Origin of the sequence: Pseudomonas sp. JQ170C, assembly GCF_035581345.1 — a bacterium.
GTDB lineage: Bacteria > Pseudomonadota > Gammaproteobacteria > Pseudomonadales > Pseudomonadaceae > Aquipseudomonas.
In genome coordinates this window covers 3,116,961-3,130,112 of record NZ_CP141608.1, presented here as the reverse complement: position 1 = coordinate 3,130,112, position 13,152 = coordinate 3,116,961, and the positions used below count along the sequence as shown (strand labels likewise).

General features: G+C 63.9%; 9 protein-coding genes. 8 read left to right on the top strand and 1 reads right to left on the bottom strand.

Going from position 1 to position 13,152, the window contains the following annotated elements; genetic code table 11:
* Positions 1-4: 4 nt before the first annotated feature.
* On the bottom strand, positions 5-2,746 hold the full coding sequence (locus U9R80_RS14335) for a LuxR C-terminal-related transcriptional regulator (RefSeq protein ID WP_301837613.1): 2,742 nt from the start codon (positions 2,744-2,746) through the stop codon (positions 5-7).
* 258 nt (positions 2,747-3,004) lie between these two features.
* Here U9R80_RS14335 and U9R80_RS14330 point away from each other — a divergent pair, with 258 nt between their 5' ends.
* The 8 genes from U9R80_RS14330 to U9R80_RS14295 all read left to right on the top strand — a co-directional run bounded on the left by U9R80_RS14330 (position 3,005) and on the right by U9R80_RS14295 (position 13,100).
* Entirely contained in the window at positions 3,005-4,132 is a 1,128-nt protein-coding gene (locus tag U9R80_RS14330; RefSeq protein ID WP_301837614.1) for a CaiB/BaiF CoA transferase family protein, read from the top strand.
* A gap of 125 nt (positions 4,133-4,257) precedes the next feature.
* Entirely contained in the window at positions 4,258-5,445 is a 1,188-nt protein-coding gene (locus U9R80_RS14325; RefSeq protein WP_301837616.1) for a lipid-transfer protein, read from the top strand.
* A gap of 66 nt (positions 5,446-5,511) precedes the next feature.
* Positions 5,512-5,952, top strand: coding sequence for a MaoC family dehydratase N-terminal domain-containing protein (locus U9R80_RS14320; RefSeq protein WP_301837617.1), 441 nt, complete (start codon positions 5,512-5,514; stop codon positions 5,950-5,952).
* Positions 5,953-5,962: 10 nt separating this feature from the next.
* Positions 5,963-6,397, top strand: coding sequence for a MaoC family dehydratase (locus tag U9R80_RS14315; protein ID WP_301837618.1), 435 nt, complete (start codon positions 5,963-5,965; stop codon positions 6,395-6,397).
* A gap of 52 nt (positions 6,398-6,449) precedes the next feature.
* Entirely contained in the window at positions 6,450-7,280 is an 831-nt protein-coding gene (locus U9R80_RS14310; RefSeq protein WP_301837619.1) for an SDR family NAD(P)-dependent oxidoreductase, read from the top strand.
* A 19-nt stretch (positions 7,281-7,299) separates the two neighbouring features.
* The gene (locus U9R80_RS14305; RefSeq protein ID WP_301837620.1) at positions 7,300-8,451 is read left to right on the top strand and encodes an acyl-CoA dehydrogenase family protein; all 1,152 of its coding nucleotides are present in this window, start codon (positions 7,300-7,302) and stop codon (positions 8,449-8,451) included.
* 165 nt (positions 8,452-8,616) lie between these two features.
* The gene (locus U9R80_RS14300) at positions 8,617-10,185 is read left to right on the top strand and encodes a long-chain-fatty-acid--CoA ligase (RefSeq protein WP_301837621.1); all 1,569 of its coding nucleotides are present in this window, start codon (positions 8,617-8,619) and stop codon (positions 10,183-10,185) included.
* 200 nt (positions 10,186-10,385) lie between these two features.
* The gene (locus tag U9R80_RS14295) at positions 10,386-13,100 is read left to right on the top strand and encodes a LuxR C-terminal-related transcriptional regulator (protein ID WP_301837622.1); all 2,715 of its coding nucleotides are present in this window, start codon (positions 10,386-10,388) and stop codon (positions 13,098-13,100) included.
* The last annotated feature ends 52 nt before the right edge of the window (positions 13,101-13,152 follow it).

The following is a 13,152-nucleotide window of genomic DNA, read 5'->3' as shown; positions in this document are numbered from 1 at the left end:
TACCTCAATCAAGCAGCCCCTTGGCACGGGCAATGGCGATGACTTCCGTGCGGCTCTGGGCGCCCAGTTTCGCGCTGATGTTGCGCAGGTGGGTTTTGACCGTGTGCTCGGACAAGTGCATCTGTTCGGCGATGGCCCGGTTACGGTTGCCGGCGGCCAGCAACCGAATGACATGGAGCTCGCGCGTGGTCAGCTGAGCGTCCGCCTCCTGGGTACTGGCCTGGGGTTGTGAACGCTGGGTGGCGCTGCACTGCAGCAGGTGCGTGAGGAACTCCGGCGCGACGCCCAGGCTCTTGCATTGGGCCTTGTACGACACCGCCCAGCGCTGGAGCAGTTTTGCCAGGGTCGGGCCCTCATCGAGAAAGGTACGGATAAAACCTTCGTCGCTGGCCAGCTGAAGGGCTTGGGTGAGGCTGTCCAGTGCCTCCTTGTGTCGGCCCAGGCCCTCCAGTGCCAGGGCGTAGAGCACGCGCAGCTTCAGGGCCCGGCGGTGGTGCTGACGTTCCAGGGCCTCGCGGATGGCCGCTTGCAGGGCCGTGGCAGCGCTGTCGTGTTCACCCTGGAAAATGCGCAGCCGCTGGCGAGCGATGAACGGGGTATCGGTATCGCAGCTGTACAGCAAAAGGTCCGGACGGTCCCAATCACCGGCCAGATCGGCGTTGTGCAGGGCCACGGCAGCGACACTCAGTTGGTTTTCAAGCATCGCCACATGGGCGCGCTCCAGCCACGCAGCACAATGCATCCGCAGCGACCCACTGCGCCGCCCCAGTTGTTCCAGTTCGGCCAGTTGCTGCACCCAGACAGCACGCTCGCCGTGATGGTAGGCGATGCGCGCGAGCAAGACATGCCGGACGATCATCGAGTCCGGGCCGCCGCTGTCGAGGGCATAGACAGGGATATCACTGAGCAACTGCCGGGCGTCGCCGAGCTCATCGACTTCATACCGCGTCAGCGCACGCAGGATATTCAGCGAAGGCCGGCCACCGGCCCACTTGCCTTCGGGCCTTTGTGCCTGATCCTCGCTGGCGGCGTGCAGGCGGGCGATGGCGCTTGCCAGGCGTCCCTGGATCAAGTCGAAGATGCATTCCACGCAGACGACAATGCTGTCGACAATGCTCGAGCGGTTCTGCCCAACCGGGTGGACCATTCGCGTCAACAACGCTCGGGCCTGTTCATAGCGGCCGGTGGCGACCATGCAATAGGCCAGCGTCGTGGCGATCATGCCGTGCTGCAGGACGTCGCCTGGCGGTGTGCGTTCTATCTGCACCAGGCCCGTTGCATAGGCGGCATCGATCTGGTCGGTGAACACCTGTAGCAGGCAGCGAATCGTGTCGGTTTGCGGGTTGGCGCGATGGCGTTCGATCCGGGCCATGGCGTCCTGATAGCGGCGATCGAGCACCAGCGTCCAGGCATGGGCCAGGGCCAGCCGCGGAAATCGGTCCAGCCGCGGTTCGGGAATCTGTGCAAACCAACGCAACAGCAGCCGCAGCCGACCGGCATCGATCAACAGGTCCAGGTGCCGGTCGATCTGTTCGCTCGCGCTGTCGGTATCCCCGGCCAGCAGGTAATGCTCGATCGCCGCCTCCGGCTGCTGCTGCGCGAGGTACCACCGGGCGGCCATCGCGTGCAGTTGTGCGGCCTTGCCTGGCTGCTGGCGCTCAAGTGCACGGTGCAGGAACTCGGTGAACAGGGGGTGATAGCGGAACCAGCGATGCTGTTCGTCCACCGTCTGGATGAACAGGTTGGCGCGTTGCAGCGCGTCGATCATTGCCTGGCTGTCGCTGCGCGCGGTCACCGCATCGCACAGCGCGGCACTGAAGCGCCCAAGGACGCTGCTGTGCAGCAGGAACTGGCGACATTCATCGGTCTGGCGCCCGAGGATGTCCTCGGCCAGGTAGTCCGTCAGCTCCAGGTTGACGCCGCGCAGCGAGGTCACGAAGTCGGCCGCGGACGTGCGCCCTCGCAATGACAACGTGCTCAGGTAAAGCGCGGTGATCCAGCCTTCGGTGCGTTGTTGCAGCGTGGCAATGTCGACGTCCTCAAGCGCCAGGCCGCACTTTTCTCGGATGAAGGTGGTGGTCTCGACCAGGCTCATGCGCAGGGCGTCGGTGGTGATGTCGCGCATTTGCCCGTGGGCGCGCAAACGGCCCAGGGCGATATCTGGTGTGGTTCTTGAAGCGATGACCAGCAACCCGCACGGCGGCAGGGCCGCCAGCAATTGCCGGAAAAAACCCAGTGCCGGGGCCGATTCCAGGGTTTCAAAGTCGTCGAGAAAAATCGCAAAGGGCTGCTCCAGCGCGCCGAGATTCTCCAGCAGCGCCTGGGGGCTGAAGTCGTTCGGTCGCTCGTTGCTGGCCGGTGCGCCGAGGCTCTGCAATGCGACATGCAGGTGGGCGGCCAGGCGCCGCAGCTCATTGTCGGCGGCATCCAGGGTCAACCACAGCACCTGGCGCCCGCGGGCCAGGCAACGTTCTCGATACTGGCGCAACAGCGTGGTTTTACCGAAGCCCGCCGCGGCCTCGACGAGAATCAGTCGGGCGGTCTGCGGGCTATCCATTCGATCCAGCAGTTCTACACGGGGCAGATGACTGGGCGCGGTGGCGGGTACGCGAAATTTCTCCGCAAGGATTGGCGCAGCAAGCGGCTTGGCATCGGGTGTGCCAGGTGCAGGAAGTCGTTCATCCAGCGCGTCGCTCAGGGGCGGTACGAGGGTCAGGCGCGCCAACAGGGACGGGCGGTCAGGCATGTATTTCTCCAGCGGGCCAGTCGCGTGCTTGCGTGAATGAAGCGCGCCTGCAACCGGCTTTTCGTCGTTCTTATCCGTCGCATATTGCCATGTCCAACTCCCGTGGCAAGGCTGCCTTGCGCCAGCGGCCTGCAGGGGCGGGCGGAACTTCACTCGTTCGAGCGATTGTCTCGCCTGCGGGGCTGGCTAGCCTGATGCGCGCCGCTCGCCGATTGGGCGTGCAGGCAGCCATGCATCCAACAATGAGAGAGACAAGTGATGGCAGGACCACTGGCAGGTGTGAAGGTAGTCGAGATGAACGCGATCGGGCCCGCGCCGTTCGCCACCATGTTACTGGCCGATATGGGCGCCGAGGTGATTCGGATCGACCGTCTGGTATCGGGCTTCCTCAATGGCGATGACAGCGTGATCAGTCGGGGGCGGCGCAGCCTGGCGATCGATCCGCGCAAGCCGGGCTCGACCGAAGTGCTGCTGCAGCTGATCGAGGGCGCCGATGTGCTGGTCGAGGGCTTTCGACCGGGGGTGATGGAACGCCTGGGGCTGGGGCCGGAGCACTGCCTGCAACGCAACCCGCGCCTGGTGTACGGGCGCATGACCGGGTGGGGGCAGAGCGGTCCGCTGGCCAGCGCTGCCGGCCACGACCTGAACTACCTCGCCATCACCGGTGCGCTGCACGCCATGGGTCATGCCGACCGCGAACCGACCCCGCCGCTGCACCTGGCGGGTGACATGGGCGGCGGCGCGATGTTCCTCGCCTTCGGTATCGTCAGCGCGTTGCTCGAAGCACAGAAGTCCGGCAAGGGGCAGGTGGTGGACGCCGCCATTTCCGATGGCGCCGCGTTGCTCAGCACCATGTATTACGAGTTCAAGCAGCGTGGCGAGTGGCGCGGCCGCGGAGAAAACATCTTCGATGGCGGCGCGCCTTTCTATGGCTGCTACGTCTGCGCCGATGGCGGGTTTGTGTCGATCGGCTCCATCGAGCCGCAGTTCTACCGGCTGCTGATGGAGCTGTGCCAGATCGATGACCCGGCGTTCGAGCGCCAGTGGGATCGCCAGCAATGGCCGGCCCTGCGCAGCAAGCTCGAGACGATGTTCCGCACCCGCACACGGGATCAGTGGTGCGAGCTGCTGGACGGTACCGACGTCTGTTTCGCCCCGGTGCTGGATTTCAACGAAGCCACCGAGCACCCGCACCACCAGGCGCGCGGCACGTTCATGCAGACCGACGGCGTTACCCACCCTGCACCGGCGCCCCGGCTGAGCCGCACCCCGGCCACGGCAGGGCGCAGGGTAAAAAACGGCGAACACACCCTCGACATCCTTCGCGAACTGGGGCTGGACGATACGCGTATCGGCGAGCTGCGCGCGGCGGGGGCGATTGCCTGATCCAACCCCACCCCAAACCACTCCAAGCGAGCGGGATACAGCCCGGGGGTGGGTAGGCAACCATGACGTCATGGCGCAGCGGGCCGCGAGACGAGCCGCTTGCATCAATCAACGGGGAGAACGTGATGTCACAGAAAACCTATATTGCCGGCGTTGGCATGATTCAGTTCGCCAAGCCTGGCGCGAGCGGTTCCTACATCGAGATGGGCGCCCAGGCAGTACGCCAGGCGCTGCAAGATGCGGGCCTGAGCTATGACCTGGTGCAGCAGGCTTACGCCGGCTATGTCTACGGCGATTCCACCTGCGGCCAGTCTGCGCTGTACGAAGTCGGCATGACCGGGATCCCGGTCATCAACGTCAACAACAACTGCGCCAGCGGCTCCACCGCGCTGTACCTGGCGCGCCAGGCCGTCGAAAGCGGCGCTGTCGATTGCGCACTGGCCTTCGGCTTCGAGCAGATGCAGCCGGGCGCGCTGAAAAATTTCTGGACCGACCGTCCCCTGACCATGGGCAAGGGCTTCGATGCCTCCGCCGCCGCCTTCCCTGAAGGGATCGGCATGCCGGGCGCGCTGATGTTCTTCGGCGGCGCGGGCAAGGAGCACATGGAAAAGTACGGCACCAGGATGGAGACCTTCGCGGCCATCCGTGCCAAGGCCAGCCGTCATGCCGCCAACAATTCGCTGGCGGTGTTCCGCAAAGTGGTTACCACCGCAGAAGTGATGGCCGACCAGGTGGTCTGGGAAGGCGTGATGACCCGTCTGATGGCGTGCCCGCCCACCTGCGGTGGCGCAGCGGCGATCATTGTTTCCGAGCGCTTTGCCAAGAAGCATGGCCTGCGCACCGATGTGACCATCCTGGCCCAGGCGCTGGCCACCGATAAACCGCACGCGTTCGATCCGCCTTCGATGATCAGCGTGGTGGGCGTCGGCATGACCCAGCAGGCGGCCAACGAAGTCTATGAAAAAGCCGGCGTCGGCCCGCAGGACATCCGCGTCTGCGAGCTGCACGACTGCTTCGCCCACAACGAACTGCTGACCTACGAAGGCCTGGGTTTCTGCCCGGTGGGCGGCGGCGAACAGTTCGTCATGGACGGCGACAACACCTACGGCGGCCAGGTGGTGATCAATCCGTCGGGCGGCCTGCTGTCCAAAGGTCACCCGTTGGGCGCCACGGGCCTGGCGCAGTGCTTTGAGCTGACCCATCAGTTGCGCGGCAGTGCCGGTGCTCGCCAGGTCGAAGGTTTGCGCCACGCCTTGCAGCACAACCTGGGCCTGGGCGGCGCCGGTGTCGTGACGCTGTTCGGTCGCGGCTGATCCCACTGTGGCTCGCGCACCCCACGCGGTGCGCGATTGCCTGATTACCGAGAGGAATCATTAGAAATGGCGGACAAGAGTCTGATCGGCCGTAACCTGGGGGTCACCACCAGTGACGTGGAGAAGGGTCGCCTGCGGTTCTTCGCCAAAGCCATTGGCGAGACCGACCCGGTCTATACCGACGAAGCCGCGGCCAAAGCCGCCGGCTACAAGGCGCTGCCGGTACCCCCGACGTTCCTGCTGTGCCTGGAAAGCGAAGGGCGCAACCCGCAAGCCATCGTCGAAGACATCATGGGCTTCGACCTGGGCCGCATCCTGCACGCCGAGCAGGAATTCAACTATCACCGCATGGCGTTCGCCGGCGACGTTCTGACGTTCGATACACGCATCGTCGATGTGTACGAGAAGAAGGGCGGGGCGCTGCAATTTGTGGTGCAGGAAACCCGCGTGACCAACCAGGACGGCGAGCACATTGCCGATCTTCGTTCTTCGCTCGTGCAGCGCTGAGGAAATACCCATGTCACAAGCCCAGAAAGCCTTCCTGCAGTTCAGCGATGTCCAGGTGGGCGATGAGGTGCCGCTTTTGAAGCTGCGCCCGATCAATCGCACGATGCTGGCGCTCTATGCCGGGGCGTCCGGTGACCATAACGAGATCCACATCGACATCGACTTCGCCCGCAAGGCCCGCGTACCGGATGTGTTCGCCCACGGCATGCTCTCGGCCGCCTACCTCGGCCGCCTACTGACCCACTGGGTGCCGCAGACGCACATTCGCAAGCTGGCGATGCGTTTCACCGGCATCACCCAGATTGGCCATATCCCGCACTTGACGGGCCGAGTGGCAGAGAAAATCGAAGTGAACGGCGAGCGCCTGGTGCGCCTGCACATCAAGTGCGCCAACCAGTACGGCGAAGACAAAGTGGTGGGCGAAGCCGTCGTCGCGTTGAGCTGAATCCCGACTGAACCCCGGGCATCGAAAACAAGAAAACAAAGGTACTGAACACATGAAAAAGCTTGAAGGCAAAGTAGCGCTGGTGACCGGCTCGGGTCGCGGCATCGGCCGCAGCGTCGCATTGAAACTGGCCGCCGACGGCGCCCGCGTCGTGGTCAACGACCTGGACGCAGGCCCGGCCGAAGAAGTGGTGGCAGAGATCCGTGCGGCCGGTGGCCAGGCGGTCGCCTGCGTCGGTAGCGTGACCGCTGTCGATTTCGCCGACCGCTTCGTCAAGACCGCCGTCGACACCTATGGCGGCATCGACATCATCGTCAACAACGCGGGTTACACCTGGGACAACGTCATCCAGAAGATGTCGGACGAGCAGTGGTACGCGATCATCGACTGCCACCTGACCGCACCGTTCCGCATCCTGCGCGCGGCGTATCCGGTGATCAGCGCCGCCGCCAAGGCCGAGGCCGCCGAAGGCCGCGTGGTGCATCGCAAGGTGGTGAACATTTCCTCCATCGCCGCTGCCGGCAACGCAGGTCAGACCAACTACTCGACGGCCAAGGCCGGCATCCTCGGCATGACCAAGACCCTGTCCAAGGAGTGGGGCCGCCACAAGGTCAATGTCAACGCGGTGGCCTACGGTCACATCGAAACCCGCATGACCCAGGCCCTGGCGGGCGACGCGAGCAAGACCGTGAACATCGAGGGTCGCGAAATCAAGGTCGGCATCCAGGCTGCGGCCATCGAAGCAGGCAAGCAGATGTGTCCGCTGGGACGCCCGGGCACCCCGGATGAAGCCGCTGGCGCGGTGTATCTGTTCTGCATCCCGGAGTCGGACTACGTGTCCGGCCAGACCCTGGTCTGCGGCGGCGGCCTCGGCACCGTTTGAGCCTTTGAGGAGATTGGTCATGCAACTGGAAAACTACACCTCGCCGTGGATGGACGCCGACCTCGGCGCATTCCGCGACAGCATCCGCCGCTTCGTGCGCGAGCAACTGCTGCCCCACGAAGACAAGTGGCGCGAACAGCACCGCTCCGACCGCGCCGCCTGGCTGGCCTGCGGCGAAATGGGCATGATCCTGCCGGACATGCCATCGGAGTACGGCGGCGCCGATGGCACCCCGGCGCACTACGCCGTGGCCATGGAGGAGCTGACCTATGCCGGCGTCATGAGCATCGCGCTGAGCATCAACCACATTGTCGGTCACTACATCCTCGCCAGCGGCACCGAGGCGCAGAAACGGCAGTGGCTGCCGAAGATCGCTTCCGGCGAGTGCATCACCTCCATCGCCATGACCGAGCCGGGCACCGGCTCGGACCTTCAAGGCGTGCGTACCCGGGCGGTGAAGCAGGGTGACAAGTACGTCATCAACGGCTCGAAGACCTTCATCAGCAATGGCCAGAACAGTGACATGGTGGTGGTCATCGCCAAGACCGACCTGGAAGCCAAGGGCTCCAAAGGCATTTCGCTGTTCATCGTCGACACCAACACCCCGGGCTTCGTCCGTGGCCAGTGCCTGGACAAGATCGGCCTGCCGGGGCAAGACACCTCGGAGATGTTCTTCGACGAATGCGAAGTGCCGGCCGACTGCCTGCTCGGTGGTGTCGAGGGGCTGGGCTTCTATCAGTTGATGCAACAGCTGCCTTATGAGCGTGCGGAGATCTCCATCCAGGCCGTTGCCGCCATGGAACGTGCCCTGGCGTTGACCGTTGAATACACCAAGGAACGCAAGGCGTTCGGCAAGACCATCCTGGACTTCCAGAACACTCGCTTTACCCTGGCGGATGTGAAGGCCACGGTCACCGCGTCGCGCACCTTCGGCGATCTGATCATCCAGCGCTGGGTCGATGGCACCCTGGACACCACCACGGCGTCGATGGGCAAGTTCTGGCTGACCGATCGCCAGGGCGAGGTCATGGACCGTTGCCTGCAATTCTTTGGCGGCTTCGGTTACATGAACGAATACCCGATCGCCCGGATGTTCGCCGACGCTCGCGTTGCGCGCATCTACGGCGGCGCCAACGAAATCCAGCGTGAGCTGGTAGGACGCTCGCTGTAACGGCGACAGGCCCCGCAGGCGCTCATCCACGAGAGTGGCTTGCGGGAGGCCAGGGATGGCACCCCTTTGCGCAAATGCACCGCTGTGGCGGTGCTTTGCACCTGGTTTGTGCCGCGCGACAAGAGGCAGCTGCTTTACTCATAACAACAAGATTTGGAGGCTCAGATGTACATCACCCAAGGGTTGCACCGACACATGCAGCAGCGTCCCACTGCAACGGCCATCCGCTACCAGGGCCGCAGCCTGACGTATGCCGCGCTCGGTGAGCGGGTTGCCCGCCTGGCCGGCGCGCTGAAGAAGCTGGGCCTGACCAGCGGTGAATGTGTCGCCATGCTGTCGCGCAATTCGCAGCGCTACGTCGAGTACAGCCTCGGTGTGCCATGGGCGGACGGTATCCTCAACCCGGTCAATACCCGCTGGAGCGCGCTGGAGATCGTCTACTCGCTCGATGATTCGCACTCTACCATCCTCATTGTCGACGACACCTTCAGCGCCCTGGGCGCAACGATCGCCCGCCAGGCCACCACCATTCGCCATGTCATTTACGCCGGCGACCAGGAAACGCCGGAGGGCATGCTGAACTACGAAGCCTTGCTGGCCGAGGCCGAGGCCGTCGACGATGTGCGCCGCAGCGGCGACGCCTTGCTGGGCATCTTCTACACCGGCGGCACTACCGGCTTTCCCAAGGGCGTCATGATCAGCCAGGACAACCTGGCCTTTGCTGCGCTGGCCAGCCTGAGCAAGGGTTTCTACGGCAGCGAAGCGAAGTTCCTGCATGCGATGCCCATGTTCCACCTGGCGGACTTTTCCGGCATGTATGCCGTGCTCATCTGCGGCGGCACCCATGTCGTGCTGCCGGCCTTCAGCGGTGAAACGGCCCTGGAACTGATCAGTCAGGAAGGTGTGACCGATGCCATGATGGCGCCGACCATGATCCAGATGATGCTGGATGCACGCGACGCCAAAGCGCACTTGGGTGCCCTGGACCTGAGTTCCATCAAGCACATCATCTATGGTGCTTCGCCCATTTCCCCGGTGTTGCTCAACCGCGCCTGTGATGCCTTTGCCACCGCCCGGTTCTTCCAGGGCTACGGCATGACCGAGCTGACCACCGGCGGCACCATGCTCGATGCCGAGTATCACTGCGTCGAGCACCAGGCCAGCGGCAAGATGTATTCGGCCGGGCGGGCGATCAGCTGCGTCGAGCTGAAAATCGTCGACGCCGAGGACCGGGAGGTGCCACGGGGCACGGTCGGCCAGATCGTGGTGCGCGGCCCGAACGTGATGCTCGGTTACTGGAACAACCCGGCCGCCACCGCTGAAGTCTTGAAGGACGGCTGGATGCATACCGGTGACGGTGCCTATATGGACGAAGAAGGTTTCGTCTACATCGTCGACCGGCTCAAGGACATGATCGTCAGCGGCGGTGAAAACATTTACTCCGCCGAAGTGGAAAATGCCCTGGCCAGTCACCCGGCTGTGGCGCAAAGCGCCGTCATCGGCATTCCCAGCGATAAATGGGGTGAGACGGTGCACGCGGTGATCGTGCTCAAGCCCGACGTCGCTGCGACCGAGGATGAACTGGTTGCCCATTGCCGCAGCCGCATTGCCGGGTACAAGTGCCCGCGCAGCGTCGAATTCCGCCAGGCCATGCCGCTGTCCACGGTCGGCAAGATCCTCAAGAACGAACTGCGCGAACCCTTCTGGTCCAATCGCGGCCGCAACATCGCCTGAGCTGCTTCCCGGTCCCCGGTAGCCCGTGCCACCGGGGTTGCCGGGGCTTACTCATTGCAATCTCACTCGTTCGAGGGATAGGTCAAACACCGCATTCTGGCTAGGCTGTTGCACGTCGCGCGGCATCCGTGGCGACGCTCCCTGCAATAGCCGTTCTGGGCCAACTGCGTGCTCACTACGCCTGAACCGAGTGCGCAGACATGAACACCAATGCCCTGCTGACCACGACCCGATTCGCCCCTCCGCGTATCGGCAACCAGGCCGTGGTCCGTGAACAATTGCTGGAAAAGCTGCAGCGCGAACGCCACAGTCGCCTGCAGCTGATCACCGGCAGCGCCGGTTTCGGCAAAACCACGCTGCTGGCGCAATGGCGCCAGCAAGTGATCAGAAACGGCGATCAAGCGGCCTGGCTGTCGGTGTCGCCGGACGACGGCGTGCTGGAGTCGTTTTGCGTCAGCTTGATGGGGGCCTTGCGCCAGGCAGGCGTGCCCCTGGATGGCGACCTGATGTTGCTGGCCGGGCCCGAAGCCATTGACACCAAGGCGATGGCGGCACTGTTGATCAACGCCCTGGCGCGCACGAGCGGTGAGCTGTACGTCATGCTCGATGATTTCCAGCATGCCGTTGACGTGCGTATCGCCCAGTTGATGCACACGCTGATCGACGACGCACCGCATCACCTGCATGTGGTACTGGCATCGCGCACGCGGCCGCCCTTGCTGCTGGGGCGTCTGCGCGCCATGGGTGAGTTGTGCGAAGTGGATTGTGCCGGGCTGTCGTTCAACTTTGCGGAGTCACTGGCCTTCCTCAAGGCGCACCTGGACCAGGGCGTGGACCTGGACGCCGCCCATGCCATCCACGACCAGACCGATGGCTGGCCGATCGGCCTGCAATTGATGTCCATCGCCTTGAAGGCCAACCCGAGGAAAGGTGTCAAGAGCACCGCACTGCTGCCTGACAGTGCCGCCCTCAGAGCCTATCTGTCTGAAGATGTGGTAGCCGACTTGCCGGCGCAACTGTTCGATTTCCTGCAGAAGATTTCCATCCTCAGGCGCTTCAACGTCGATGTCGCCGCGCAGGTCACCGACTCCCCGCAGGCAGCGCAACTGATCGCGGCGGTGGAGGAGCGCAATCTGTTCATTCAGGCGGTGGATGTGCCGGGCACTCACCAGTGGTACCGGCTGCATCCGTTGTTTATCGAGTTTCTCACCCAGCGTCTGCAGGCCTCTGGTGCCGATGTCGCGCCCTTGCACCGACGCGCTGCGGCCTGGTTCGAGCAGGCCGGCCTGGTGCCGGAGTCGTTGCGCCATGCCTTGCACTGCGAGGATTTTACCGTTGTCGTGCAATTGCTGGAGCGGGTCCAGCCGTCCTACCGCCGTGTGAGCCATCTCAGCCAGTTCATGCGCTGGCTCGACCACGTGCCCTTGGCGGTGTTGACCCGACACCCGTCGCTCTTGCTCATGGGCATCTGGGGCGCGGTACTCACGGTGCTCACCGGCAAGGCACAGGCATGGATCGCCGCGCTCGAAAGCGTGCCGCAGTCACCGCAGTGGGCGTATCAACTGCGCCTGTTGAAAGCGTCACTGGCCCTGCATGCAGACGATGAAGCGAGCTGCCTGGCACTGATGCAGTTGCCCGACGATGCACCCACCCTCCATCCCTTCCAGGAGCAGGTGCGCGTAGGCATGACGATCACCTGCCTGGCACTGGCCGGGCGGTATCGCGAGGCGCGCAGCGTGTTCAATGGCGCCGACGGCCGTTGTCTGCGCAACAGCAGCGACGAAATGGCCTTGATGGGGATGAACGCCATGACCTCGGGGTTGTTGCTTGAGGGCAGGGTGCTGGAGGCTGAACGCGTGGGGGCGGCGATATTGGCCCAGGCCGAGTCTTTGCACGGCCGTCGCTCGGTGAGCGCCTGTGGCAGCGCAGCGCTCATGGCCGAGGTGTTGTATGAACTGGACCGGCTCGATGAGGCGCGCGAGGTGCTGGCCCATCGTCTGGACATTCTGCGCTTCTCCACGCCCGGCTACATGATCGGTGCGGCGCTGTGCCATGCACGCCTGCTCGATCTGCAAGTGTCGCCACGCAGCGCGCTGGCGTACCTGGCAGACAAGGAAACCCACTTCCGTACGCTGGGGCTGGACCGCGGCACGGCCAGAATGCTCGACGAGCAGTTGCGCATCGGCTTGAAGTGCGGCGACTGGCGCCATGCCGAGACCCTGCAAGTGCTGCTCGACGAGCTTGCCCAGGACCATCGCGGGGCGTCGTCCTGTGATGCGGAGGTCATGGCCCTCGCGGCCTTGTCCAAGGCGCGCCTGGCACTGGCGCGTTGCCAGCCTGAAGCGGCGTTGCAGGCGCTGGATATTGTCGAGCACCATGCCGGCGAGTTGGGCAGGGGGCAGTGGCGGGTCAAGGTCGAATTGCTCCGCGCCTTTGCCCTGGATGAGCTGGACCGTGGTACCGAGGCGTGGGAATCCTTGCATTTGGCCGTCTCGAGCGGTTACCGCCTGGGGCTGGTGCGCACCCTGGTGGATGAAGGTGAAGCGTTCCAGGGCATGCTGGCGCAACTTGACCTTGCCGACGACCCGGTCCTGGACGCGTATTACCGCAAGCTGTGCGCTCAGCTACCGCAACTGCCACCCATCGAGGCGGACGAAAGCCCGCCGGTGGTGATTGAACGGATCACTGAGCATGTGGCATTGACCCGCCGTGAGCAGGACATCATCGACCTGCTCGAGCAGTCGATGTCCAACAAGCGCATTGCCTTGACCTTGAACCTGAGCTTGCAAACGGTGAAGTGGAACCTCAAGAACATCTTCTCCAAATTCGGCGTTTCCAGCCGCTACGACGCGATCATCATCGCGCGCAAAATCAGGAGTGGGGTGGGTATTCACCCATCCACACGGGGGGGATGAGGCGCAGGTGGTAATCGGTAGGCTGTTGGCAGCAAACATTCGAGGAACATTG